The 22,707-nt window shown below is 70.5% G+C and carries 26 protein-coding genes and 1 pseudogene; 12 read left to right on the top strand and 15 right to left on the bottom strand.

Annotated features, from left to right (window positions below):
* Window positions 1-98 precede the first annotated feature (98 nt).
* Window positions 99-956, top strand: coding sequence for a TIGR02452 family protein (locus GUY59_RS23640; protein ID WP_330849198.1), 858 nt, complete (start codon window positions 99-101; stop codon window positions 954-956).
* 74 nt (window positions 957-1,030) lie between these two features.
* Here GUY59_RS23640 and tsaD read toward each other — a convergent pair whose 3' ends face one another.
* From tsaD to GUY59_RS23580, 12 genes are all read right to left on the bottom strand, one after another.
* Window positions 1,031-2,062, bottom strand: a complete 1,032-nt coding sequence (gene tsaD, locus GUY59_RS23635; RefSeq protein ID WP_138201802.1) for a tRNA (adenosine(37)-N6)-threonylcarbamoyltransferase complex transferase subunit TsaD — start codon at window positions 2,060-2,062, stop codon at window positions 1,031-1,033.
* On the bottom strand, window positions 2,055-2,486 hold the full coding sequence (gene rimI / locus GUY59_RS23630) for a ribosomal protein S18-alanine N-acetyltransferase (protein ID WP_138201821.1): 432 nt from the start codon (window positions 2,484-2,486) through the stop codon (window positions 2,055-2,057). The genes tsaD and rimI overlap by 8 nt, the downstream gene beginning before the upstream one ends.
* Window positions 2,487-2,497: 11 nt before the next feature.
* Window positions 2,498-3,145: a tRNA (adenosine(37)-N6)-threonylcarbamoyltransferase complex dimerization subunit type 1 TsaB gene (tsaB, locus tag GUY59_RS23625; protein WP_138201801.1), complete on the bottom strand. Its 648-nt coding sequence runs from the start codon at window positions 3,143-3,145 to the stop codon at window positions 2,498-2,500.
* Between the two features lie 119 nt (window positions 3,146-3,264).
* Window positions 3,265-4,194, bottom strand: a complete 930-nt coding sequence (locus GUY59_RS23620; protein ID WP_138201800.1) for an aminoglycoside phosphotransferase family protein — start codon at window positions 4,192-4,194, stop codon at window positions 3,265-3,267.
* A 31-nt stretch (window positions 4,195-4,225) separates the two neighbouring features.
* Window positions 4,226-4,762 carry a class F sortase gene (locus tag GUY59_RS23615; RefSeq protein WP_171055423.1) on the bottom strand — a complete coding sequence of 179 codons (537 nt, stop codon included), beginning with the start codon at window positions 4,760-4,762 and terminating at the stop codon, window positions 4,226-4,228.
* A gap of 3 nt (window positions 4,763-4,765) precedes the next feature.
* Window positions 4,766-5,440 (bottom strand): hypothetical protein, encoded by a 675-nt coding sequence (locus tag GUY59_RS23610; RefSeq protein ID WP_138201799.1) that lies wholly within the window; start codon window positions 5,438-5,440, stop codon window positions 4,766-4,768.
* 167 nt (window positions 5,441-5,607) lie between these two features.
* The gene (gene tsaE, locus GUY59_RS23605; RefSeq protein WP_330849197.1) at window positions 5,608-6,066 is read right to left on the bottom strand and encodes a tRNA (adenosine(37)-N6)-threonylcarbamoyltransferase complex ATPase subunit type 1 TsaE; all 459 of its coding nucleotides are present in this window, start codon (window positions 6,064-6,066) and stop codon (window positions 5,608-5,610) included.
* Window positions 6,066-7,115 (bottom strand): alpha/beta fold hydrolase, encoded by a 1,050-nt coding sequence (locus GUY59_RS23600; RefSeq protein WP_138201798.1) that lies wholly within the window; start codon window positions 7,113-7,115, stop codon window positions 6,066-6,068. The genes tsaE and GUY59_RS23600 overlap by 1 nt, the downstream gene beginning before the upstream one ends.
* Before the next feature lie 46 nt (window positions 7,116-7,161).
* Window positions 7,162-8,295, bottom strand: coding sequence for an alanine racemase (gene alr, locus GUY59_RS23595; protein WP_138201818.1), 1,134 nt, complete (start codon window positions 8,293-8,295; stop codon window positions 7,162-7,164).
* A 105-nt stretch (window positions 8,296-8,400) separates the two neighbouring features.
* Entirely contained in the window at window positions 8,401-9,852 is a 1,452-nt protein-coding gene (locus tag GUY59_RS23590) for an NAD(P)H-hydrate dehydratase (RefSeq protein WP_138201797.1), read from the bottom strand.
* A 9-nt stretch (window positions 9,853-9,861) separates the two neighbouring features.
* Window positions 9,862-10,212, bottom strand: coding sequence for a holo-ACP synthase (locus GUY59_RS23585; RefSeq protein WP_132334428.1), 351 nt, complete (start codon window positions 10,210-10,212; stop codon window positions 9,862-9,864).
* Between the two features lie 10 nt (window positions 10,213-10,222).
* A complete protein-coding gene (locus GUY59_RS23580) occupies window positions 10,223-11,635 on the bottom strand; it encodes a PhoX family protein (RefSeq protein ID WP_138201796.1) in 1,413 nt (470 codons plus the stop codon).
* A 170-nt stretch (window positions 11,636-11,805) separates the two neighbouring features.
* Here GUY59_RS23580 and coaA point away from each other — a divergent pair, with 170 nt between their 5' ends.
* From coaA to GUY59_RS50070, 8 genes are all read left to right on the top strand, one after another.
* On the top strand, window positions 11,806-12,708 hold the full coding sequence (gene coaA / locus GUY59_RS23575) for a type I pantothenate kinase (protein WP_138201817.1): 903 nt from the start codon (window positions 11,806-11,808) through the stop codon (window positions 12,706-12,708).
* Between the two features lie 169 nt (window positions 12,709-12,877).
* On the top strand, window positions 12,878-13,804 hold the full coding sequence (locus GUY59_RS23570) for a DUF389 domain-containing protein (RefSeq protein ID WP_138201795.1): 927 nt from the start codon (window positions 12,878-12,880) through the stop codon (window positions 13,802-13,804).
* A gap of 40 nt (window positions 13,805-13,844) precedes the next feature.
* A complete protein-coding gene (locus tag GUY59_RS23565) occupies window positions 13,845-14,753 on the top strand; it encodes an ABC transporter ATP-binding protein (protein ID WP_138201794.1) in 909 nt (302 codons plus the stop codon).
* Entirely contained in the window at window positions 14,746-15,603 is an 858-nt protein-coding gene (locus GUY59_RS23560) for an ABC transporter permease (protein WP_132334432.1), read from the top strand. Before GUY59_RS23565 ends, GUY59_RS23560 begins: the two co-directional genes overlap by 8 nt.
* Window positions 15,600-16,514: an ABC transporter ATP-binding protein gene (locus tag GUY59_RS23555; protein ID WP_138201793.1), complete on the top strand. Its 915-nt coding sequence runs from the start codon at window positions 15,600-15,602 to the stop codon at window positions 16,512-16,514. The genes GUY59_RS23560 and GUY59_RS23555 overlap by 4 nt, the downstream gene beginning before the upstream one ends.
* 181 nt (window positions 16,515-16,695) lie before the next feature.
* Window positions 16,696-17,412: an ABC transporter permease subunit gene (locus GUY59_RS23550; protein WP_138201792.1), complete on the top strand. Its 717-nt coding sequence runs from the start codon at window positions 16,696-16,698 to the stop codon at window positions 17,410-17,412.
* Window positions 17,413-17,485: 73 nt separating this feature from the next.
* Window positions 17,486-17,674, top strand: a complete 189-nt coding sequence (locus tag GUY59_RS23545; RefSeq protein ID WP_138201791.1) for a hypothetical protein — start codon at window positions 17,486-17,488, stop codon at window positions 17,672-17,674.
* A gap of 11 nt (window positions 17,675-17,685) precedes the next feature.
* Window positions 17,686-17,808: a hypothetical protein gene (locus GUY59_RS50070; RefSeq protein ID WP_269128874.1), complete on the top strand. Its 123-nt coding sequence runs from the start codon at window positions 17,686-17,688 to the stop codon at window positions 17,806-17,808.
* Between the two features lie 38 nt (window positions 17,809-17,846).
* On the opposite strand, the gene glmM is transcribed toward GUY59_RS50070, so the two are convergent.
* The 3 genes from glmM to rplM are packed head-to-tail and all read right to left on the bottom strand — an operon-like array spanning window position 17,847 to window position 20,228.
* Window positions 17,847-19,205 (bottom strand): phosphoglucosamine mutase, encoded by a 1,359-nt coding sequence (gene glmM / locus GUY59_RS23540; protein WP_138201790.1) that lies wholly within the window; start codon window positions 19,203-19,205, stop codon window positions 17,847-17,849.
* A gap of 1 nt (window position 19,206) precedes the next feature.
* On the bottom strand, window positions 19,207-19,731 hold the full coding sequence (gene rpsI, locus GUY59_RS23535) for a 30S ribosomal protein S9 (RefSeq protein ID WP_132334436.1): 525 nt from the start codon (window positions 19,729-19,731) through the stop codon (window positions 19,207-19,209).
* A gap of 53 nt (window positions 19,732-19,784) precedes the next feature.
* A complete protein-coding gene (rplM, locus tag GUY59_RS23530; RefSeq protein WP_132334437.1) occupies window positions 19,785-20,228 on the bottom strand; it encodes a 50S ribosomal protein L13 in 444 nt (147 codons plus the stop codon).
* Between the two features lie 386 nt (window positions 20,229-20,614).
* Here rplM and GUY59_RS23525 point away from each other — a divergent pair, with 386 nt between their 5' ends.
* From GUY59_RS23525 to GUY59_RS23515, 3 genes and pseudogenes are all read left to right on the top strand, one after another.
* Window positions 20,615-21,298, top strand: coding sequence for a CAP domain-containing protein (locus GUY59_RS23525; protein ID WP_161714657.1), 684 nt, complete (start codon window positions 20,615-20,617; stop codon window positions 21,296-21,298).
* A gap of 24 nt (window positions 21,299-21,322) precedes the next feature.
* Window positions 21,323-22,228 carry a hypothetical protein gene (locus GUY59_RS23520; RefSeq protein ID WP_138201788.1) on the top strand — a complete coding sequence of 302 codons (906 nt, stop codon included), beginning with the start codon at window positions 21,323-21,325 and terminating at the stop codon, window positions 22,226-22,228.
* A gap of 101 nt (window positions 22,229-22,329) precedes the next feature.
* Window positions 22,330-22,707 (top strand): annotated as a pseudogene (locus tag GUY59_RS23515) (hypothetical protein); the annotation flags it as partial.

Raw genomic sequence — 22,707 nt, 5'->3', positions numbered from 1 at the left:
GCGGGCATGCCTCTCCGGCCTGCCCGCGCCCACGTACGGCCCCTCCAGAGCCCGGCGCGGGGAAAATCCCTCGCGACGGGGATCGCCTCGATGTCACCATGCGGATCATGAGTACCCGGCTACGCGCGATCGCACGAGACACGGTCGCTACCGTCGAACAGGGCGGTTACACGTCGCCAGGTGGCCAATGGGTGTCTCTCGCCGACGACGTCGCCCATGCTCTGGCGGGCACCCGGCTCTACCTTCCCGAGGAGGGCCTGGACACGGCCCTGGGCGACGCGGGAGCCGAGCAGGAGAGTCCGGGTCCGCGCATCGAGGTCACGAATGAGTCCACCCTGCAGGCGGCCCGAGCCATGGCGGGCGACGGCACCGATCCGGCCTGCCTGGTCTTCGCCTCGGCCAAGAACCCCGGCGGCGGGTTCGTCACCGGCGCCCAGGCACAGGAGGAGAGCCTGGCCAGGGCATCGGCGCTGTACGCCTGCCTCACCGCTGTCCCGCAGTTCTACGCCTACCACCGCGCCCAAGGCGACCTGCGTTACAGCGACCGCGTCGTCTATTCGCCCGGTGTGCCGGTCTTCCGCGACGACAAGGGCCGCCTGCTCGACGAGCCGTATCGCGTGGCGTTCCTGACCGCGGCCGCGCCGAACGCGCGGGCCATCGCGCGCAACCAGCCGCAGGTGGCGGGCTGCATACCGGCCGCGCTGTGGGGACGGGCCGTTCGTGTGCTCGATGTGGCGCAGGCCCATGGCCACCGCCGGCTGGTGCTCGGAGCGTGGGGGTGCGGGGTGTTCGGCAACGAGCCCCGGCTGATCGCCGACACGTTCGCCCGGGCGCTGGCCACGCGCAACCGCTTCGACCACATTCGCTTCGCCGTACTGGATCGACAGCCTGGCACGCCGACCTACGCCGCGTTCGCCCGCGTCTTGTCCAACGAAGAGAGCGCAGACTTCCAGTAGCGAACGGCGCTGCGACCCGGCCGGACTTCCCGGAAGACCAGAACGGGACAGAGCACAGGCGTCTCACAATGCTCTCAGACGTGGACCGTCGTGATCGGCAGCGAGGAGTCAGCCGGGATCTCCAGGGCCGAAGGGGTGACTCCGGCCGCAACCAGGTCGGACCCGAGAGCCGCGACCATGGCGCCGTTGTCGGTGCACAACCCCGGCCGCGGCACCCGCAGGCGCACGCCTGCCGCCTCGCACCGCTCCTGCGCCAGCGCGCGCAGCCGGGAGTTGGCCGCCACGCCGCCGCCGATCAGCAGGTCGTCCACCCCGTATTTCCCGCACGCCTGCAACGCCTTGCGGGTCAGTACGTCGACCACGGCCTCCTGGAAGGAGGCCGCCACGTCGGGCACGTGCACGGACTGCCCTGACGCCTCACGGGCCTCGACCCAGCGCGCCACGGCCGTCTTGAGCCCGGAGAAGGAGAAGTCGAGCGTGCCGTCGTCGATCTTGCCCCGGGGGAAGGCGATCGCCGCGCCGGAGCCCTCGCGGGCGGCCCTGTCGATGTGCGGCCCTCCGGGGAAGGGCAGCCCCAGCACGCGCGCCACCTTGTCGAACGCCTCACCGGCCGCGTCGTCCACGGTGGAGCCGAGCGAGATCACGTCTTCGGCGACGTCGGGCACGAGCAGCAGCGACGAGTGGCCGCCCGAGACGAGCATCGCGACGCACGGCTTGGGCAGCGGCCCGTGCTCCAGCTGGTCGACGGCGACGTGGGCGGCCAGGTGGTTGACGCCGTAGAGGGGCACGCCGAGGCCGAGCGCGTAGGACTTGGCCGCGGCCACCCCGACCAGCAGCGCGCCGGCGAGCCCTGGGCCCGCGGTCACGGCGACGGCGTCGATGTCGGAGAAGGCGAGCCCGGCCTCTGACAGCGCCGCCTCCACGGTCGGCGTCATGGCCTCCAGGTGGGCGCGCGAGGCGACCTCGGGCACCACGCCGCCGAACCTCGCGTGCTCGTCCATGCTGGAGGCGATGGTGTTGGCCAGCAGCGTGTGGCCTCTGACGATGCCGATGCCGGTCTCGTCGCAGGAGGTCTCGATCCCCAGGACCAGCGGTTCGTCAGCCATCGAGCTTCCTTCTCATCATGATCGCGTCGGTGCCGTCGTCGTAGTAGCGGCGTCGGGTGCCGATCTCCTCGAACCCGAAGTGCCGGTAGACCGTCTGCGCGCGTGCGTTGTCGGCGCGTACTTCGAGGAAGATCTCGCGCGCTCCCCTGCGGTGCGCCTCGGCCAGCAGTTCGGTGAGCATCGCGCTGCCGATGCCGGTGCCCTGGTGTTTCTCCAGCACCGCGATGGTCTGGACGTCGGCCTGGTCGGCCGCGGCGGCGAGCCCGGCGTAGGCCACGATCTCGTCGTCGACCAGGGCCACCACGTAGTGGCGCGAGCGCGGCATGTCGGCCAGCTCGCCGCGCATCATGCCCTCGCTCCACGCGTCGAGCGGGAAAGTGGCCTGTTCGATCGCCATGACCGCCGGCAGGTCGGCCTCGGTCATCAGCCTGAGCTTCACGCCGTCACCCTCTTCGGCGCGCCCGGCACCACGGCGTCGGGCCTGCGCAGGTAGATCGGACGGGGCGGGCCGAGCGTGATGCCCGCGGCGAGCCGCTCGGCCGCGAGCGCGGCCAGCGCCCCGGCGCTCGGGTAGGGGGACACATCGCTCCGCTCCCCCAATATGTCGGGATAAAGCGCGGCACCAGCTCCCACGACCGGCAGCCCCTCCACCGGCACCTCGGCGGGCCGGTCGACGGACGGCCCTTCCACCCGGGTGCGCACGTCGGTGTAGCGCGCCCAGAACACCTCTTTGCGCCTCGCGTCGGTGGCCACCAGGAACGGCTCCGCCAGGCCGCTGCCGAAGGCGAGCGCGTCGAGCGTGCACACGCCGTAGGAGGGCACGCCCAGCGTGGCGGACAACCCCTGCGCGGTCATCAGGCCGACACGCAGCCCGGTGTAGGGCCCGGGACCGCTGCCCGCCACGACGGCCGTGACGTCGCGCACCGAGGCCCCCGACTCGGTCAGGACCCGTTGGACGGTCGGGGCGAGCAGCTCACCGTGACGCCGGGCGTCGATCGTCGTCGACTCGGCGAGCAGCCGCTCCCCGTCGTGGAGCGCGGCGGTGACGGCGGGTGTCGCGGTATCAAAGGCCAGGACCAGCACGACTGTCTAGCGTACCCGCCGTAAGGGTCTCTCCCGGCCGTGAGCGAGCACGAGCAGGACGGTCCGCCCGCCCAGCGCGTGCGCCTCCAGAGGCCCGTGGGAGCCCGTGTGAGGGGCCGTCAGGCCCAGCCCGTACGCCGCCGCAGCCAGTCGAGCGCCACGACGCCCTGCGCCCGCTGGAACGCCCTGACCGTGGGAAGGCCGGGCGGGCCGGGCATGCGGCCCTGGCAGACGAAGTAGCCGGCCATGGCCGCGACCACCGCGGTGATGGCGGGATCGGGGTCGGTGCACAGCTCGTACGGGGGCGGCCCGCCCTGCATCCCGACGGACGGCAGCAGGCACACCCGGTCCAACCAGGACGTGCCCAGGCAGGCCCACGGCCAGTCGACGAAGTGGACCCGGTCGTCGGTGAGCAGGATGTTGTCGGCCCGCACGTCGGCGTGGACCAGGGTGTCCCCCGCCGCGGCCGCGGCCCAGCCCGACTCCAGCTCGGCCAGTCCGCCGAGGTGGCGCAGCGCCCACGGGTCGAGGCCGGTCGTGTCCTCGCCGAGCAATCTGCGCCAGCCGTCGAACGACGAGCCGAACGTGGTGCCTGCCCGCGGCAGGTCGATCGGGGAGGGGGTGAGCGCGGCCGACAACTCGTCGAGGGCGGCCAGCACCCGGTCGAGCTGGTCGCGCCGCCACGGCAGCTCGGGATGCGCGCCCTCGACGTCCTCGAAGACCAGCGCCACCCAGCCGTCCAGCTCGATGCCCGTGAGCAGGCGGGGGGCGGGCACGTCCGCGGGCAGCGCGGCGGCGATCCTCAGCTCGTTCCGGTAGATGCGTACGGTGTCGGCGTTCGGCTCGGGGCCGACGGCCTTGACGAACGCCCGTCTGCCGCCTTCGGTGCGCAGTCGTACGGCGGCGGCCGGAGAGAAGCCGCCGAGCTGCGTGGTCGCCTCGGCCACGGGATCGCCGAGGAACCGTTCGACCGCCGCACGCACCGGCGGGTGCACGCCGTGCCACGGCACCCGGACGCCGGACGCGGGCGGGTTGCTCTCCGCATTCATGTCCTCATCGTCCCGGAGGGCGCAACCGATTTCAGGCGGGGGACGCGTACACGATGACGTTATCCAGGTATTCGCCCTTGGCGTAGTCGAACTTGCCGCCGCAGGTGACCAGCTTGAGCCCGTCCTCGACGTAGACCCGCTTGGCGGGGAAGGCGTCCTTGTGCACCTGCTCGATGCCGTCCACCTTGAATGTCACGGTCTTGCCGTCGCTGCGTTCCACCTTGACGGTCTCGCCCTTGCGTAAGTTCCGCAGCTTGTAGAACACGGCCGGCGCCGTCTTGGTGTCGACGTGGCCGATGATGACCGAGGCGCCCTTCTCTCCGGGCACGGCGCTGCCGGTGAACCAGCCGGCCATCTTCGGCTTCTCGTAGGGCGGCAGCTCGATCTCGCCGCTCTTCAGCAGGTCGAGCTCCATCAGCGGGGCCTCGACGTCGATCGACGGGATGTCGATGCTCTCCGGTACGACGGCTTTCGCGGGGGTGGTGCCGGTCTTGAGGTTGTTGCCGAACGCGACCAGCAGCAGTCCCGTCACGGCGCCCGCGAGCACCACCCGTCCTGGACGGGCCATGGTCTATGCCTTACGGCGCTTGACCGCTATGCCGACGCCGGCGGCCAGCGCCAGCGCGATCAGCGCGCCGGCGGGGCCGAGCGGGATCGACGACTCGTCGCTCGCGTCCTTCGCGTACGTGCCGCCGCCGCCCGCCTTGGGTGCCTTGCTGGGCAGTCCTGTCGGGTCGTCGTCGGGCTCGGCCGCGACGATCCTGAGCGTGGCCCTGCCCATGTCGTTGGTGCCGTCGCACTTGACGTCGACGCGGTAGCTGCCGCGCCGGACCGTACCGGAGACCTGCGCGTCGCCGCGCACCCAGGGCGAGCCGTTGGCCGGCGTGGCGGTCGGGGTGGGGGTGATCGACGCGGCGGGGACCGGGTTGAGCGTGACGCCGTTGATGAACGCCTTGGACGTGGCGGTGCCGGTGTGGGCGGGACCGCCGGTCGGGACCGGGCAGTTGGCGAGGATCCACACCGTGGACGTCTCGCCCGCGGTGACGCGGTCGGGGTTGAGCTGCACCGAGATGGTCTGCCTGGTGGCGGTGGCGCTCGGGCTGCCACTGGCCGTCGGGGCCGCGGTGGTGCCGCTCGCCGTGGGGGTGGGTGTCGTCGTCGGATCTGCTTCGGCCGAGGCTGTGCAGCCGGTCAGACCGAGAATGACGATGACCCCCGCGTACGCGACTCGCCTGTCCCTGAGCACCGGCCGCACCCCACTTTGCCGTCTTGCACCCCAGCATCCACCAAAGAGATGGACGTCGCCCCTCCTGATACCCAGAAATTCTGGGCGAACCCTAGCCAATGATCATGATTTACATCATCGTCCGGGTACGTCAAGGGTGCCAGCATTGCCGGTACTTGACCGCCGTTTTACTCTTGAGGCGGCTCAGGCGGCGTGTCGGCCCATCGTTCGCCCACGCCGCGCAGGGTCACGACGCGGGCCTCGTCGCCCGCCTCGCGGTCGATGTGGATCTCCAGCCGGTCGTCGGCCAGGCCCTCCACGAGCCCCTCGCCCCATTCGACGACGGTGACCGACTCCTCCAGCGAGGCGTCCAGGTCGAGGTCGTCCACCTCCAGGTCGCCGCCCAGCCGGTAGGCGTCGACGTGGACGAGCGGCGGCCCCCCGCGCAGCGACGGGTGCACCCTGGCGATCACGAACGTGGGCGAGGTGATCGGGCCGCGTACTTTGAGCCCTTCCGCGATGCCCTGCACGAGCGTGGTCTTGCCGGCGCCGAGCGGGCCCGACAGGACGAGCAGGTCTCCAGGGCGCAGCCGCGCGGCCAGGCGGGCGCCGTAGGCGCGCATGTCCTCCGGGGTGGCGAGCCGCACTAGAGCTCCACCCTCTTCACCAGGTCGCGCAGCGCGTCGTTGACGATGCCCGGACGCTCCAACTGGATCAGGTGCGAGGTGTCGGGCACCTCGGTGAGCTGCGCCTTGGGCAGCGCGGCGGCGATCGCCCTGCTGTGCTCGGGCGGGGTCAGCCAGTCGCCGTCGCCCACCAGGATCGCGGTGGGCACCGGGTCGAGCACGTGCAGCGCGGAGAGCTTGTCGTGGTTCATCAGCGCGGGGTAGAAGTCGGCGACCACCTCGGTCGGCGTCGCCCTGATCATCGACTCGGCGAAGTCGACGAGGGTCGGGCTGACGTTCCTGGAGTCGCCGAAGCCCATGTAGCGGGTCATCAGGAAGGCGATGTCGCTGCCCGCGTGGCGGGTGCGGTCGACCAGCGCGCCGCGTTTGCCCAGCATCGACACCGTGGTGGGGGCCACCTTGTGCACGACCTTGGACAGCAGCGCGGGCAGGCCGAGGGTGATCTCGGCCAGCTTGCCCGCCGAGGTCGCGACGAGCGCGGCCGCGCGGATCTTCTCGCCGAACAACTCGGGACGGCGGTCGGCCAGCGCCATGATCGTCATGCCGCCCATGGAGTGGCCGACGAGCACGCACGGGCCGGGCACGTAGGCGTCGATCACCTCGGCCAGGTCGTCGCCCAGCCGGTCGATCGTGCTGTCGTCGGAGCCGCCGCGCTGCGAGCGGCCGTGGGAGCGCTGGTCCCACAGCACGAGCCGGTAGTTCTCCCGCAGGTCCTTGCGCTGGTAGTGCCAGGACTCCAGGCTGAGGCAGTAGCCGTGGCAGAAGACGACGGTCAGCGGCGCGTCGTCGGGGCCGTCGATCTCGACGTGCAGGGCCTTGCCGTCGGAGGTGACGAGCGTGCGCTCCCTGCCCCGCAACTCGCCGAACGGCTCGCTGGCCTCGTCATCGGGGCGCAACCTGATGCGGCCGACCGCGTAGCGCTTGGCCAGCGCCGCCGCCGCGACACCGGCGGAAGCCGCACCGACGAGCGCGCCGGCGATCCCTACCCTGCGCCGTCTTGTCGTCGTCATCTCCCCGACCCTTCTCCCGCTCATGCCCGCCGCGAGGTGCCCCGGGTCATCGCGAACTCCTGTGCTCGTAGACCCGCGGCACACGCGAACCGATCCTGGTCACGATCTCATGCGTGATCGTGCCGAGATTATCCGCCCACTCCTGAGCGGTCGGCTCGCCCCTGTCGCCCGGCCCGAACAGCACGATCTCGTCTCCGGCCGACAGCGGGTCGTCGCCCATGTCGATCATGAACTGGTCCATGCACACCCGGCCGGCGACCGTCCTGCGTCGCCCGCCCGCGAGCACCTCCGCCTTCCCCGTCGCGTGCCGCAGAACACCGTCGGCGTATCCGAGCGGCACGAGGGCGAGCGTCGTCTCGCGCTCGGTGACGTAGAGGTGGGCGTAGGACACCCCGGAGCCCTCGGGGACCCGCTTGACCAGCCCCGCCTGGGCCACCAGTGTCATGGCCTGCCTGAGACCGAAGTCGCCCAGCTCGGGCACGGGGTTCAGGCCGTAGAGGGCGATGCCGGGCCTGACCAGGTCGTAGCGGGCCTCGGGCAGCGTCACGGTGGCGGCGGAGTTGGCGATGTGCCTGATCACATGGGAGCCGGCGGCCCCCGCCTGCTCGGCGAGCTTCAGCGCCGCCTCGAACGCCTCCAGCTGCCGCCCGATCGACGGATGGCCGGGGATGTCGGCACAGGCGAAATGGGACCAGAGACCGGCGATCTCGATGACGCCCTCGGCTTGCAGCCGCAGCGCCCCCGCCAGCAGCGCCGGCCAGGCGGCGGGCGGGCAGCCGCCCCTGCTCATGCCGGTGTCGGCCTCCAGGTGCAGCTTCGCGGTGCGGCCCGTACGCCGTGCGGCGGCGGCGATCTCGCCGAGCATGCCCTCGTCGGAGGCCGACAGCTCGACGTCGGCCCGCAGCGCCTCGTCGATCGGCTCTCCCGGGGTGACGAGCCAGGACAGGATCGGCGCCGTCACACCGCCCTCGCGCAGCGCGAGCGCCTCCCTGACGAACGCGGTGCCGAGCCGGCTCGCGCCTCCCTCCAGGACCGCCTCGGACGTGGGCACCAGGCCGTGACCGTAGGCGTCGGCCTTGACCGCGCCCATCAGCTCCGCGCCACCGGCCCGCTCCTTGAGCAGGGCCACGTTGTGCCTGATCGCAGCCAGGTCGACCCGAGCCTGCGCGGGCGTGGCCATCGGGGAGTACATCCTTCTAGTGTGGCAGGTCACGTACGTGGTCGAGCGCGATTTTCACCCCTCACGGCCCCGGCGGCGACGACTTTCGCCACCGGGGCCGCGCGGTCAGGCCGTGCCGCCGCTCACCGCGCGGATGGCCGCGGGGACGGCGGTGGCCACGTCGGCCGCCGTCAGCGGCGCGCCGCGGGCGGCCAGCCGTCCGGCCAGCCCGTGCAGGTAGGCCCCGCAGGACGCCGCGTCGTAGCAGCTCAGCCCCTGGGCGAGCAGCGAGCCGGCCACCCCGGACAGCACGTCGCCCGTGCCCCCTGTGGCCAGCCACGGCGAGCCGGTGACGTTGACCCGTACCGGCCGCGCGTCTTCCGCCACCACCGTGGTGGAGCCCTTGAGCAGCACGGTCACGCCGAGCTCCGCCGCCGCCCCGCGGGTGTGCTCCAGCCGGGCCGACTCGATGTCGTCGCGCTCGGCCCTGATCAGCCGCGCCAGCTCGCCCGCGTGCGGGGTGATCAGCACGGGCGCGCCGCGGCGCAGCAACGACCGGTCTCTGGCCACCAGCGTCAGCCCGTCGGCGTCGATCAGCACGGGCACGGTGGAGGCGAGCACCCTGGCCGCCAGCTCGTGCGCCCAGTCGTCGGTGCCGAGCCCCGGCCCGAGCACCCACGCCTGCACCCGCCCGACGCCGTCGATCGAGGGCCGGTCCAGCTCGGTGACGACCGCCTCGGGCCAGTGCCTGCGCACCTGCGCGACCGCCGCGTGCGTCCCCGCGTAGCGCACCATGCCCGCGCCCGCGCGCAGCGCGCCGCCCACGGCGAGCACGGCGGCGCCGGTGTACAGGTCGCCGCCCGCCGCGACCCCCAGGACTCCCCTGCGGTACTTGTCCGACTCGTGGGCCGGCCGCGGCAGCAGCAGATCGACGTCGCCGCCGGTCAGCGCCGCCACGTCGGGATCGGGCAGGTGGGCGCCGAGCCCGATGTCGATCAGCTCGACCGTGCCCGCGCAGGCCGCGCCGGGATCGACGAGCAGCCCGGTCTTGTACGCGCCCATCGTCACGGTCACCTTGGCCCGCACGGCCGCTCCGGGCACCTGGCCGCTGCTCGCGTCGACCCCGCTCGGCATGTCGACCGCGACGATCGCGCCGCGGGCGGCGTTCGCCTGGGCCGCCAGCTCCGCGTGCGACTCCCGCAACGCCCCCGACGCCCCGATGCCGACGAGCCCGTCGATGATCAGGTCGGCGTCGTCGATCGCCGCCCGGTCGACGACCCGGCCGCCCGCCCGTCTGAACGCCAGCAGGCCCGCCTCGTGGATCTTGGACCCGGCCGGCACGGCGCCCACCCGGGCCCCGCGCCGGGCCAGCCGTTCGCCCGCGTAGAGGGCGTCGCCGCCGTTGTCGCCGCTGCCGACGAGGAGCACGACGCGCTTGCCGTACACGCGGCCGAGCAGGTCGGCGCAGACGGCGGCGAGCCCCCACGCGGCCCGCTGCATCAGCGTGCCCTCCGGCAGGAGGGCCATGAGCGCGTGCTCGGCGCCACGGATCTGGTCGGCTGTGTAGGCGGTGCGCATGATCCGAAGTTATCCCTCCGCGATCACGTAGGCCACGGCGACGCCCGCGTCATGGCTGAGTGAGAGGTGCCAGCGTCTGACCCCGAGCTCGCGCGCCACCTCGGCGGCCCGCCCGGTGATCACGAGTTCGGGCTTGCCGAGGTCGTCGCAGCGCACCTCCGCCTCCTGGTGCCCCAGCCCTCGGGGAGCGCCGAGCGCCTTGGCCACGGCCTCCTTGGCGGCGAACCTGGCCGCCAGCGACTGCACCGGCAGCGGCCGTTCGGCCTCGGTGAACAACCGCTCGCGCAGCCGCGGCGTGCGGCGGAGCGTCGCTTCGAAGCGGGGGATGTCCACGATGTCCACCCCGATGCCCACGATCACCGCACCAAGCCTAGAACAACCCCTTCTCCCACGGCCCCCAGATGGCGATCGACATGCCGTGTTCGGCCTGGACGTTGACGTAGAGCGTGTGGCCGCCCGGTCCGAACGTGGAGCCGGCGAACTCGGCTCCGGCGTCTCCGGGGATCGGCTCCAGGCGGCAGAAGTCGAAGATCTCCCCCGACCTGGTGAGCCCGCGCAGGAAGTTGGCGCCGTCGCCGTCCTCGCACAACACCAGCGTGCCGCGGCGGCTGACCGTCACGTTGTCGGGCAGGTCGAGCACCTCCGAGCGCGGTGACTCGTAGGCGAGCTTGAGCCGGTGGCTCCACGTCTCGTACGCCCAGACCTGTCCCCGTCCCTTGCCGAACCCGTCGGGCGGGGTGTCGCCGGACGCGGTGGCCCCGCCCTGGGTCGAGACGAAGTAGACCGTCCCCTGGTGGTAGACCGCGCCCTCCAACCGGGAGAAGATCGCCGCGCCGGCCTCCCTGCCCTGCCGGCCCACGGCCTGGACGGCCTCGTCGTTGGAGGGCGTGCCCGTGAAGCGGGGGTCGGGATCGTCGATGTCCACCCACGTGACGGCGTAGGAGGCGCCCGGCTCCTGGCCCGTGGACAGGTCCTTGCGCTTGGCGCCCTTGACCGCGAGCATCTGCAGCCTGCCGCCGTCGAGCAGCCGCCCGGCCACGGCGGGGTGTTTGGGCGGGAGATAGCGGTAGAAGCCGGACGGGAAGCCGAAGTTGTCCTCGGTGAGGTAGATGGCGCCCGTGGAGGGGTCGAAGGCGGCCGACTCGTGCGCGAAACGTCCCGCCGACCTGATCGGCCGGGCGTCGGCCGGGCGTCCGAGCGGCACCTCGAAGATGTAGCCGTGCGGCCGGGTGAGCTTGGAGTTGTCGCCGCCGGAGAAGTCGTCACCCACGTCGGGGCCGTTGACCGTCTCCTCGCACGTCACCCATGCGCCCCATGACATGGGGCCGCCCGAGCAGTTCATCATGGTGCCGCTGAGCGACGGGCCACTTTTGATCACCTCTCCGTAGCGGGTGACCTGCAGCGTCGAGGTGCCTCCCCCGGCCATGGGGTCGTACGCTCTGTCCTTGTCGCCGAACGCGCCGACGGGCCCGTTGACCTCATGGTTGCGGACCAGGACGGCGCTGCCCTTGGGGCCGGCGAAGGCCGCCATGCCGTCGTGCCTGCCGGGCACGGCCGAGCCGTCGCCGAACCGGTCGCCCGCGAGGCTGAACGAGCGGTATTTGAACCCGTCGGGCAGGTGCAGGCGCACCTTGCCGTCACGGAGATCGCGTACGGGACGCGGCGGCCCGTACGCGCGCACCGGCTTCGCACCCCCTTGGGCGCCCGCGCAGGCCACCCCGGCGAAGGGGCCCGCGACGCCGGCTGCGGCGACCACGCTGGTGATGAAACGACGACGGTCCACGGAAGCCTCCCGCCCGCAACAGTAACCCCCGACAAACCTTCATATATCGGAATCGGGGGTGATTCTCGCAGCCCCGGATCGCCGTCCACAGCCTGTGGACAACCTCCCCGCGCCCCGGCAGGATCCGGCCTCTCCCGCATCGCTACGCTGCCTAGGTGAACAACGGCTACGTGGAACTGAGCAGGGAGCAGTGGAGCGAGCTCCGCAAGAACACGCCCTTGACTCTCACCGCAGACGAGCTGGAAGAGCTGCGCGGCGTCGACGACCCCATCGACCTGACCGAAGTCACCGACATCTACCTCCCCCTGACCCGGCTGCTGAACTTGCACTTCACCGGGTCCAAACAACGCAGCAGCGTGCTGAGCGCCTTCCTCGGGCGTGACGAACAGCGCGTGCCGTACATCCTGGGCATCGCGGGCAGCGTCGCGGTCGGCAAGTCGACGACGGCGCGCTTGTTGCACACCCTCCTGGCCCGCTGGCCCGAGCACATGCACGTGGAGCTGGTCACCACCGACAGTTTCCTCTACCCGAACGCGGTGCTGGACAAGAAGGGCATCATGCACCGCAAGGGCTTCCCCGAGAGCTATGACCGACGGGCACTGGTCAGGTTCGTCGCGGAGGTCAAGGCCGGGGCCGCGGAGACGCGGGCGCCGGTCTACAGCCACCTCGAGTACGACATCGTCCCCAGTGCCCACCAGACCGTGAAAAGCCCCGACATCCTGATCATCGAGGGCCTCAACGTCCTGCAGCCCGCCCCTCCCACGTCCCTCGCCGTCAACGACTACTTCGACTTCTCCATCTACGTCGACGCCAAGGTCGAGGACATCCGCACCTGGTACGTCGAACGTTTCCACAAGCTCCGCCGGACCGCCTTCGAAGACCCGAAGTCGTACTTCCGGCACATCGCGGAAATGTCGTACGACGAGGCCACGAAGTTCGCGGTCAACGTCTGGCGCGACATCAACGAACGTAACCTCGTCGAGAACATCGCCCCCACCAGAGGCCGCGCCGACCTGGTTCTCAAGAAGGCCGCCGATCACTCGGTGCGACGCGTACGGCTCCGCCAGACCTGAACGCCTCCTCGAACACGAAGCGCGCGAACCTGCCCCCGCACCCCTGGTCGTCGATGCCGGCGAACCAGCACTCCTCACCGTGTTCGTGGCAGTTGAAGCGGCACATGCGAGAAACCCTCGCGTACGCCGGTCAAAACCACGTCAACGTCCGATCGACGACAATGGCCGGATGCTCCATCTACGCCTGATCAGCCCGCTCTCACGCGCCGACGAGGTGACGAGGGTGTTGGAGGACTGCCCCGGCGTCACCAACATCGTCGTTCTGCCCGGGGCCGCCCGCCTGCCGAGCGGCGACGTGATCCTCTGCGACGCGGCCAGGGAGTCGGCCAACGAAGTGCTGGGCCGGCTCGGATGGCTGGAGGAGGAGGGCTCGATCGCCGTCGAGCACGTCGACCTGTCGTTGTCCAGGACGGCGGAGGAGGCGGTCGAGGAGGCGCCGGGGGAGCCCGACGACGCGGTCATCTGGGAGGAGTTCGCGCGCCGGGTGCAGGACGAGTCGGGCATCACGTGGGCGTTCCTGGTCTTCCTCGCCATCGCCACGCAACTGGCCGGCATCGGCGTGCTGCAGAACTCCCTCATTCTGATCATCGGCGGGATGGTGCTGAGCCCGGAGTTCGGTCCGATCGCGGCCGTCTGCTTCGGCCTGCTGCGCCGCAGGTGGCGGCTGGTCGTCCACGCGCTCCGTACGTTGATCACGGGGTTCGCGGCGGCGATCGCGGTCACCTTCGCCTGCGCGCTCGTCTCCCACGGGCTCGGCTGGATCGGCCCCGGCGACCTCGCCACCGGCGAGGAGGTCAGGTTCATCGTCACGCCCGACCGGTGGTCGTTCATCGTGGCACTGCTCGCGGGCGTGGCCGGCGTGTTGTCGATCACGGCGGGCAAGTCGACGGCCCTGATCGGCGTGTTCATCTCCGTCACCACGGTGCCCGCCGCCGGCTACCTGGCCGTCGCGCTCGCGTTCGGCCAGTGGGCGCAGGTCGCGGGCTCTGTGTCGCAGCTGTCGATGAACGTGGCCGGCATGATCCTGGCGGGCACCACGACCCTGATGGTCCAGCGGAAATTCTGGCCTCAAGTAGGACGTCGTTCATCCGTGTGAACGAGGCCACAGCGCTGATCTGCCCGGTAGTGTCCGGCACATGCACATCCTCGCCACCGAGGGGCTGACCAAGCGCTTTCCCACCGTCACGGCGGTCGATCAGCTCTCCGTCACCGTGGGGTCCGGTGTCACCGGCCTGGTCGGGGCGAACGGCGCGGGCAAGTCGACACTGATCAAGATCCTGCTCGGCCTGCTGCCACCGTCCGGCGGCACCGCCCGGGTGCTCGATCTGGACGTCACCGCGCAGGGCGCGGAGATCCGCAGGCTCGTCGGCTACATGCCCGAGCACGAGTGTCTTCCGCCCGACGTCTCCGCCACCGAGTTAGTCGTCCACCTGGCCCAGATGTCCGGGCTGCCGCGTACGGCGGCCCGCGAACGGGCCGCCGACGTCCTGCGCCACGTCGGCCTGGCAGAAGAGCGCTACCGACCCGTCGGGGGCTACTCCACCGGCATGAAGCAGCGCGTCAAGCTGGCCCAGGCCCTGGTCCACGACCCGAAACTGATTTTTCTCGACGAGCCCACCAACGGGCTCGACCCGCGCGGCCGCGACGAGATGCTGACGCTGATCCGGCGCATCGGCACCGAGTTCGGCATCAGCGTGCTCGTCACCTCCCACCTGCTGGGCGAGCTGGAGCGCATCTGCGACCACGTGATTGTCATCGACGCCGGGCGGCTGCTGCGCTCCTCTGCGATCGGCGAGTTCACCCAGGCCACGCAGACCGTCACGGTCGAGGTCGACGAGGGCCTTGACGCGCTGACCGCCCGCCTGACGAGCGACGGCCAGACCGTGTCGCCGCAGGGCCGCATGCTGGTGGTGAAGGTGCTCGGGCCCGAGACGTACGACGCCATCCGCGACGCCGCCGTCGACCTGGATCTCTGCCTCATCCGCCTGGAGCAGGGACGTCACCGCATCGAGGACGTCTTCCGGGAGGAGAGCACCAGTGTCTGAAATCTACGACATCGGCTACCGGCACTACGACGGCCCCCGGCTCGGCCGCGGCTACGCCACCAGAGCGCTGGCCCTGCACAGCCTGCGCGGCGTCTTCGGCCTCGGGCGCCCGGCACGCAGCAAGATCATGCCGTTCTCCCTGGCCACCATCATGCTGATCCCCGCGATCGTGAACATCGCTTTGATGGCCCTGATCCAGCGAAGCGAGATCGCCTACAGCGCCTACGCCGTCATCATGCAGGCCGTGGTGGCGGTCTTCCTGGCCGCGCAGGCCCCCACCGTCGTCGCCCCCGACCTGCGCTACCGCGTGCTGCCGCTCTACCTGTCACGTCCCGTGGCGATCGTCGAGTACGTCGGCGCCAAGGTGGCCGCCATGACCGCGTCGTTGTTCCTGCTGGTCGCGGTGCCGCTCACCCTCATGTACGCCGGCGAACTCGTGATCGACCTCCCCGGCCCGCCCGCCACCGGCGAGTACGCCGGCGCCATGACCATGACACTCGTCCTGGCGCTCCTCCTGTCGTCCTTCGGCCTGGCGCTGGCCTCGTTCACGCCCCGGCGCGGGCTCGGCGTGGCCTCGGTGATCACCGTCTACCTGCTGTCCTTCGCGGCGGTCCCGGTGGTCTACGGCACGCTGGCCTCGACCGGCAACGAGGCGCAGGCGGCGTGGGCGTGGCTGATGAACCCGTTCTGGCTGGTCGACTCCGTACAGTCCTGGGTGTTCGGCACGCCGCCCCACTCCATCGAGGGCGATTATCCGAACGGCCCCGCCTCGGCGGTGATCCTCGTCGTGCTGATCTGCGTCGGGCTCGGCGCCCTCGCGCTGCGTTACCGGAAGGCGGCCTCGCGATGAAGATCGAGCTTTCGCAGGTCTCCCGCTGGTACGGCAACGTGGTGGCGGTCAACGACGTGACGATGACCATCGGCCCCGGCGTCACCGGCCTTCTCGGGCCCAACGGCGCGGGCAAGTCGACGCTCCTCCACATGATGGCCGGCTTCCTCGCACCGTCCGGCGGCTCGGTCACGCTGGACGGAAATACGGTCTGGAAGAACCACCACATTTACCGAAATATCGGCCTAGTCCCGGAACGGGAGGGTGTGTATGGCTTCCTGACCGGCTGGCAGTTCGTGCTCTCCGCCGCCAGGCTCCACGGCCTGCCCGACCCCGCGCAAGCCGCCCGCAAGGCCCTTGCCACGGTCGAGATGGAGGAGCCGAAGGACCGCCGCGTCGAGACGTACTCGAAAGGCATGCGCCAGCGCGTCAAGGTCGCCGCGGCGCTCGTCCACGACCCGCCGGTGCTGCTGCTCGACGAGCCGTTCAACGGCATGGACCCCCGCCAGCGCCTCCAGCTGATGGACCTCATCCGCTCCATGGGCGCCGGCGGCAAGACCATCTTGTTCAGCTCCCACATCCTGGAGGAGGTCGAACGGGTCGCCCAGCACATCGAGGTCCTGGTGGCGGGCCGCCACGCGGCGTCGGGCAACTTCCGCGAGATCCGCCGCCTGATGACCGACCGGCCGCACCTGTTCATGATCCGTTCGAGCGACGACAGGAAACTCGCCGCCGCCCTCATCCGCGACGCCTCGGCCGGCGGCATCACCCTCCGCCCGGACGGCCTGGAGGTCCAGGCCACCGAGTTCCGCCGCTTCGCCCGGCTCCTCCCTCGGGTCGCCAAGGAGGAGGGCGTACACCTGCACCAGATCTCCCCCGCGGACGAGGACCTGGAAAGCGTCTTCTCCTACCTCATCACCAGGAGCACCTGATGCACCGGCGACCATCCGAAACCCCGGCAACCGAACCGCCGGCGATCTCCCATCGAAGTGCCGCCATGAACCCGCGAGGAAGCGCCGGCGTCTGGAGGAGGAGCGACGGGAGCGCAGCGACCACAGCGACGGACGAAGACGCCGGCACCGAAGCGACCGAGCTGCCGAACGGAGTGAGGCGATGAACACCGTAGTGGCGGGTATCACCTACCGCGCCCTGCTGGGCCGCCGGCGCATCATCCTGCTGCTGGTGCTGCCGCTGGGTCTCATCGCCCTGGCGGTGCTGCTGCGCCTGTTCGGTGAGACGGGTCAGCGCTCGGCCATGCTGCTGATGGACAACTTCGCCATCAACACGATGTTGCCCCTGCTGGGCCTGATCGCGGGCACGGGGGTCATCGCCCCGGAGATCGACGACGGCACGATCATCCACCTGCTGTCCAAGCCGATCTCCCGCCCGGCCATCGTCCGGACGAAGTTCCTGGTGGCGGCGTCGCTGCTGGCGGTGTTCGGGGCGGTCCCGACGTACGTGGCGGCCTGGCTCCTGGTCAGCAACGAGGACGGCATCGCCACGGGGTTCGCCTTCGGGGCGCTGCTGGCCGGCATCGCCTACGCCGCCGTCTTCCTCCTGCTCGGCGTCCTGACCCGGCACGCGGTGGCCATCGGCGTCATCTACGCCCTGGTGTGGGAGACCGTGGTGGGCGGGTTCGTCCCGGGCGCCCGCAGGTTCTCGATCCAGCAGTGGGCCAAGTCGATCGCCGACCAGATCTCCGATTCGGCGTTCCTCAAGGCCGACGTGACGCTCGGCTTCGCCGTACCGGCTCTGCTCATCGTCACCGTCGCGGCCGTCTTCTGGGCGGGCCGCAGGCTGCGATCCTTCTCCCTCACGGGAGACGAGTAGTCACCTGTAACGTTGAGCTGACCAAATTTCTGAGGACGAACGTGACTGCGGCCTCATCCTTCCCGTAACCACGGTGATCGAGACCGGCAACCACATCGCCCAGTTGTCTGACGGCCGACTGCGCCGGCTCTACGCGGGGAAACTTGCCGAACTCCTGGAATCGGTGATCGACGGAAAGGCGCCGTGGGTCCTGCACACGGTCGAATGGGGGGTGACTTCCTGCCATCTCTCATCGCCGGAGCCGGCACAGGTGTTCCGCTGACCGATCACGTCATGAGCAAGCTCGGCCTCGGCGACCTGTGCATCCTCGCCGAACGCGAGCTGTATCGCAGCCGCGTGACCGGGGTCAAGGTAAGGATCTGGACCATGGACGCCCAGCTCAGGTCCCGCTCATGAGCGTCGGGTACGGCAGCGAGTGCCGTACCCGACGTGAGTCAGATGCAGGCCTTGCGCACCACGTCGGCGAGGCGGTCGGCCACCTGGGTGGCGTGCTCCTCCGACGCGGCCTCGACCATGACCCGGATCATCGGTTCGGTGCCGCTCGGCCTGATCAGCACCCGCCCCGTCTCACCCAGGTCGGCCTCCGCCTCCTGGACGGCGGCGACGAGTTCGGGCACTGAGGCCTTGCCCTTGTCGACGTCCTTGACGTTGATCAGGACCTGCGGCAGCGGCGTCATCACCGAGGCCAGCTCTTTGAGCGGCACGCCCGTCCTGGCCACCACGCCCAGCAGGTGGAGCGAGGTGAGCAGGCCGTCGCCGGTGGTGGCGTGGTCGAGCATGATGACGTGCCCCGACTGTTCGCCGCCCAGGTTGTAGCCGTCGCCCTTCATGCGCTCCAGCACGTAGCGGTCGCCCACCGCGGTCTCGACCACGGTGATGCCGGCCTCGCGCATGGCGAGCTTGAAGCCGAGGTTGGACATCACGGTCGCGACCACGGTGTCCTTCGCCAGCAGGCCCTCGGCGTGCATGGCGGCGGCGAGGACGGCCATGATGCGGTCGCCGTCGATGATCGAGCCGGTGTGGTCGACGGCGAGGCAGCGGTCGGCGTCGCCGTCGTAGGCGACGCCCAGGTCGGCCCCGCGCGAGACGACCACCTGCTGGAGTTTGTCCAGGTGGGTCGAGCCGTGGCCGGCGTTGATGTTGAGCCCGTCGGGCCTGGAGCCGATGGGTTCGACCCTGGCTCCCGCGCGCACCAGCGCCTCGGGCGCCACCATGTGGGCGGCGCCGTGTGCGCAGTCGACCACGATGTCGAGGCCGTCGAGCGTGGTGCTCATCGTGGTCAGCACGTGGGAGATGTAGCGGTCGGCCTCGCCGTACGCGTCCCGCACGCGGCCCACGGCCGAGCCGACGGGAAAGCTCCATTCCTCGCCCAGCCGCCGCTCGATCTCGTCCTCGACCGCGTCGGACAGCTTGAAGCCGCCGCGGGCCAGGAACTTGATGCCGTTGTCGGGCGCCGGGTTGTGCGACGCCGACAGCATGACGCCGAGGTCGGCGCCGAGGGCGGCCGTGAGGTGGGCGACGGCCGGGGTGGGCAGCACGCCGAGGCGTAGTACGTCCACTCCAGACGCCGCGAGGCCGGCGACCACCGCGGCCTCGAGGAATTCCCCCGAGGCGCGTGGGTCCCGGCCTACGACCGCTACCGGCCTGCTCTTACGGCTGGGGCCGGTAGCGGAGAACGCGCCCGCATCGCCGAGGACGTGAGCCGCCGCGACCGCGAGGTCCATGGCGAGCTCCGCTGTGAGGTCGCGACCTGCGACCCCGCGTACCCCGTCGGTGCCGAAAAGGCGCGCCAACTTAGCGCTTGCTGTACTGCGGAGCCTTGCGGGCCTTCTTGAGGCCGTACTTCTTCCGCTCCGTGGCGCGGGCGTCACGGGTGAGGAAGCCGGCCTTCTTCAGCGGCGGGCGGTTGACTTCGACGTCCAGGACCGCCAGGGCGCGGGACAGGCCCATGCGCAGCGCGCCGGCCTGGCCGGTGACGCCGCCGCCGTCGATGCGCGCGATGACGTCGAACGCCTCCTCGGCGCCGAGCACCACGAAGGGCTCGTTGACGATCTGCTGGTGGACCTTGTTGGGGAAGTAGACGTCCAGCGAACGACCGTTGATCGTCCACTTGCCGGTGCCGGGGACGATGCGCACGCGGGCGATCGCCTCCTTGCGGCGGCCGGTGCCGTACGAGTTGCCCGTGGTGACGGGCTTGCGCACGGGAGCGTCAGCGCTGGCGGATGATTCGGTGGTGTATTCGGACGGGAACTCCTCGCTGGAGAAGTCCTCCACCACAGCCGTCTCTACGGCCGTCTCGACACCGGTGGGCTCAGCCACGGTTCTCCTCTTACTTTCGAAACTCGGCGCCGGGGTCTCCCCCGCGGGTCTACTTACTGGGCGATCTGGCTGATCTCGAACGGCACCGGCTGCTGGGCCTGGTGCGGGTGCTCGGAGCCCGCGTAGACCTTCAGCTTCTTCGCCATCTTCCGGCCCAGGGAGTTCTTCGGCAGCATGCCCTTGACGGCCTTCTCGACGGCCTTCTCCGGCCGCTTCTCCATGAGCTCGCCATAGCTGACGGAACGCAGACCGCCCGGGTAGCCCGAGTGACGGTACGCCTTCTTCTGCTCGAGCTTGTTGCCGCTCAGCGCGATCTTGTCCGCGTTGATGACGATGACGAAGTCACCGGTGTCGACGTGGTTGGCGAAGATCGGCTTGTGCTTGCCGCGGAGCAGGGTCGCGACGTGGCTGGCCAGCCGGCCCAGCACGACATCGGTCGCGTCGATGACGTACCACTGACGCTGGACGTCGGCGGGCTTCGGTGAGTACGTGCGCACGGTCGTAGCCTTCTTTATGCTCGCGTCTTCGGCGCTGTCGGATGCGACAGCAACATTGGTCGGTCGGTGCGGGCACACGACGGCCCGGACCTTCCGTCTCCGCAACACGGGAGATGACGCCGGACGCGCCGCGCATTGGTCACGCTGGACCTATGCACACAACGAACGATGAGGCTACCCGCCCGGAGGCGTGCTGGTCAAAAGACCGGTAACCTCGCACGAGTCTACCCGACCGCAGAACGGTTCGATTTCGTTTCCCTGGGACCCCTTCTTTCCCAGGACCAGACATCCCTATCGTTGATGGCGGTATGTGGCAGAACTCTCACACCCGGCCAACCCAGCGGGGCGCTCGGCGCCGGAATCACCTGGGTGTGCTGACCTGCCTGATGGCGGTTCTGTTCACGGGCGTGTTGATCGGCCGGCTGACCGACGACGCCGAGCCCGCCCGCCACGTCTACCTCGAAGAGACCGTCCCTCCCGCGGCCGCCACCGCCCAGGCCGCGCCCAAGGCGTCCAAGAAGGCCCAACCGCAGGCCGAGCGCATCCCTCGGGAGATCACGACCAGGGCCACCCCCCGCGGCAGGACGACCCCCAAGGTCACCAAGAAACCCGACGGGCAGATCCCCGGCTTCAACAGCGAGGGCGACGGCTCCGCGGAGCTCCGCAGCGACGAAGGCGGGGTGCGCGTCATGGCGGGCATGGCGTCGAGGGTCGTCTCGCTCACCAACGCGGCCAGGGCCCGGCACGGGTGCGGGCCGCTCAGGGTCGACCGCGGGCTCACCCGCTCAGCCCGTACGCACTCGCTGGAGATGGCCCGCACCGGGCGGCTCGCGCACAACTCCCCCGGCGGCGACTCCCCGTGGGAACGCATGGAGCGCGCGGGATACCACTGGGGGGCCGCCGAGAACATCGGCGCCGGCTACGACACCCCCGACGAGGCCGTACGCGGGTGGTTGGACAGCCGCGACCACCGCAGGAACATCCTCGACTGCCGGCTGAAGGCCATCGGCGTCGGCGTCGCCGACGGCCCCGACGGCCCGTGGTGGACCCAGGACTTCGGAACCCGATGACGAACATCACGGTAATGTCGCCCCATGGTTTCCAACGGCAACGGGGAACGTGAGAGCGGCACGGGTGGCGCCCCCTACGGGATGGGAAACCCGCCCGAGGAACCGGGCAGCGCCTTCCGTCGACCGCGTCGCAAGGGTCGCGCCGAGGGCGAGCCCAAGGAGCAGGCGCCGGCGGCCCCGCAGAGCAAGGTCGGGTGGAGTCCGTACGACGAGGGCTCGCGCTCGCGCGCCCCGCTGTGGTTCGCGATCAGCGGCGTGGCCGTGCTCGGCCTGCTCGGCGGCGGCCTGGTGTTCATGTGGAACGCCGACGACCCCGTCCCCGCGACGACCGCCAAGCCCCGCATGACCACGGTGCCCCTGCCGTCCGCCCCTCCCGGCGAGTACGGCTTCGCGGGCAGCCGCTCCACCGACCCCGACCCGATCTCGGTGAAGGAGGTCTTCGGCAGCAAGAAGAAGATCACCGTGTCGAAGCGGTCGTACGAGCGGACGATCACCAAGAAGGACAAGAAGTGCGACGACGGCGCCCTGGGCGACGATCTCAAGAAGGCGCTCAAGTCCGGCAAGTGCACTCAGCTCCTCCGTGCCAGTTTCCGCGACAAGGCGGGCAAGGTGATCGGCACGATCGGCGTGGCCAACCTCACCACCAGCAAGGCCGCGAGCAAGGTGGCCAAGGCCGGAGACACCCAGAACTACGTCAAACCGCTGGCGGGTAAGGACAGTGTCACCAAGTTCATCGGCTCGGGCAGCGGCGGCACCCGGATCCTGACGCACGGCCACTACGCGATCATGGTGTGGTTCCAGAACAAGGACGGTACAAAGCCCGACAAGAAGGGCAGTAAGCAGCTCTTCGCCGCCATCAACGACATCACGAAGGCCACGGTGTTCGAGGCGCTGGACAACCGTTCGGTCACCGGAAGCCCACGAAACTGAAACCCGGCTTCGTACGCGTAACGCCCCAAACGGGATGCCGGATCCTTTCGGGAACGCTTATACCGACGTAACGATCTCGTCTCTCTCGCTAGGCTCGCCCTATGCGTGGCCAGGAACCCGGGTCTGAGCACGATCGCACGGAAGCCGACAACTCGGCCGCACCGGCGACGCCACCGCCGAGCTTCGGCCAGACCGACGGGCGAGACGTTCCACCGGCGTTCACACCCTCCGACGCCGCCTCCGGCATCCCGCCCGGCAGGCCCCCCTTCGGCAGCCCTGCGGGCGAAGGCACGGCCCCCAGGGCCCGTCCCGCCATTCCCGTCTTCCAAGGCCCGCCCCCGGACCTGCCGGAGCCCGAGGACCGGCCGGGCGCGCAGCCCTGGGAGGTGTCGGGCGACGATGCCGCGCCCTACGACTGGTTCGCCGACCCCACCGGATCCAACCCCGCCGACCAGGAACATCCACAGGCCCCCCACGCG

The sequence above is a fragment of the Nonomuraea sp. K271 genome, from assembly GCF_009908215.1.
GTDB lineage: Bacteria > Actinomycetota > Actinomycetes > Streptosporangiales > Streptosporangiaceae > Nonomuraea > Nonomuraea longispora.
Note: the sequence above shows the minus strand (reverse complement) of the source record. Positions and strands in the feature narration are given on the sequence as shown.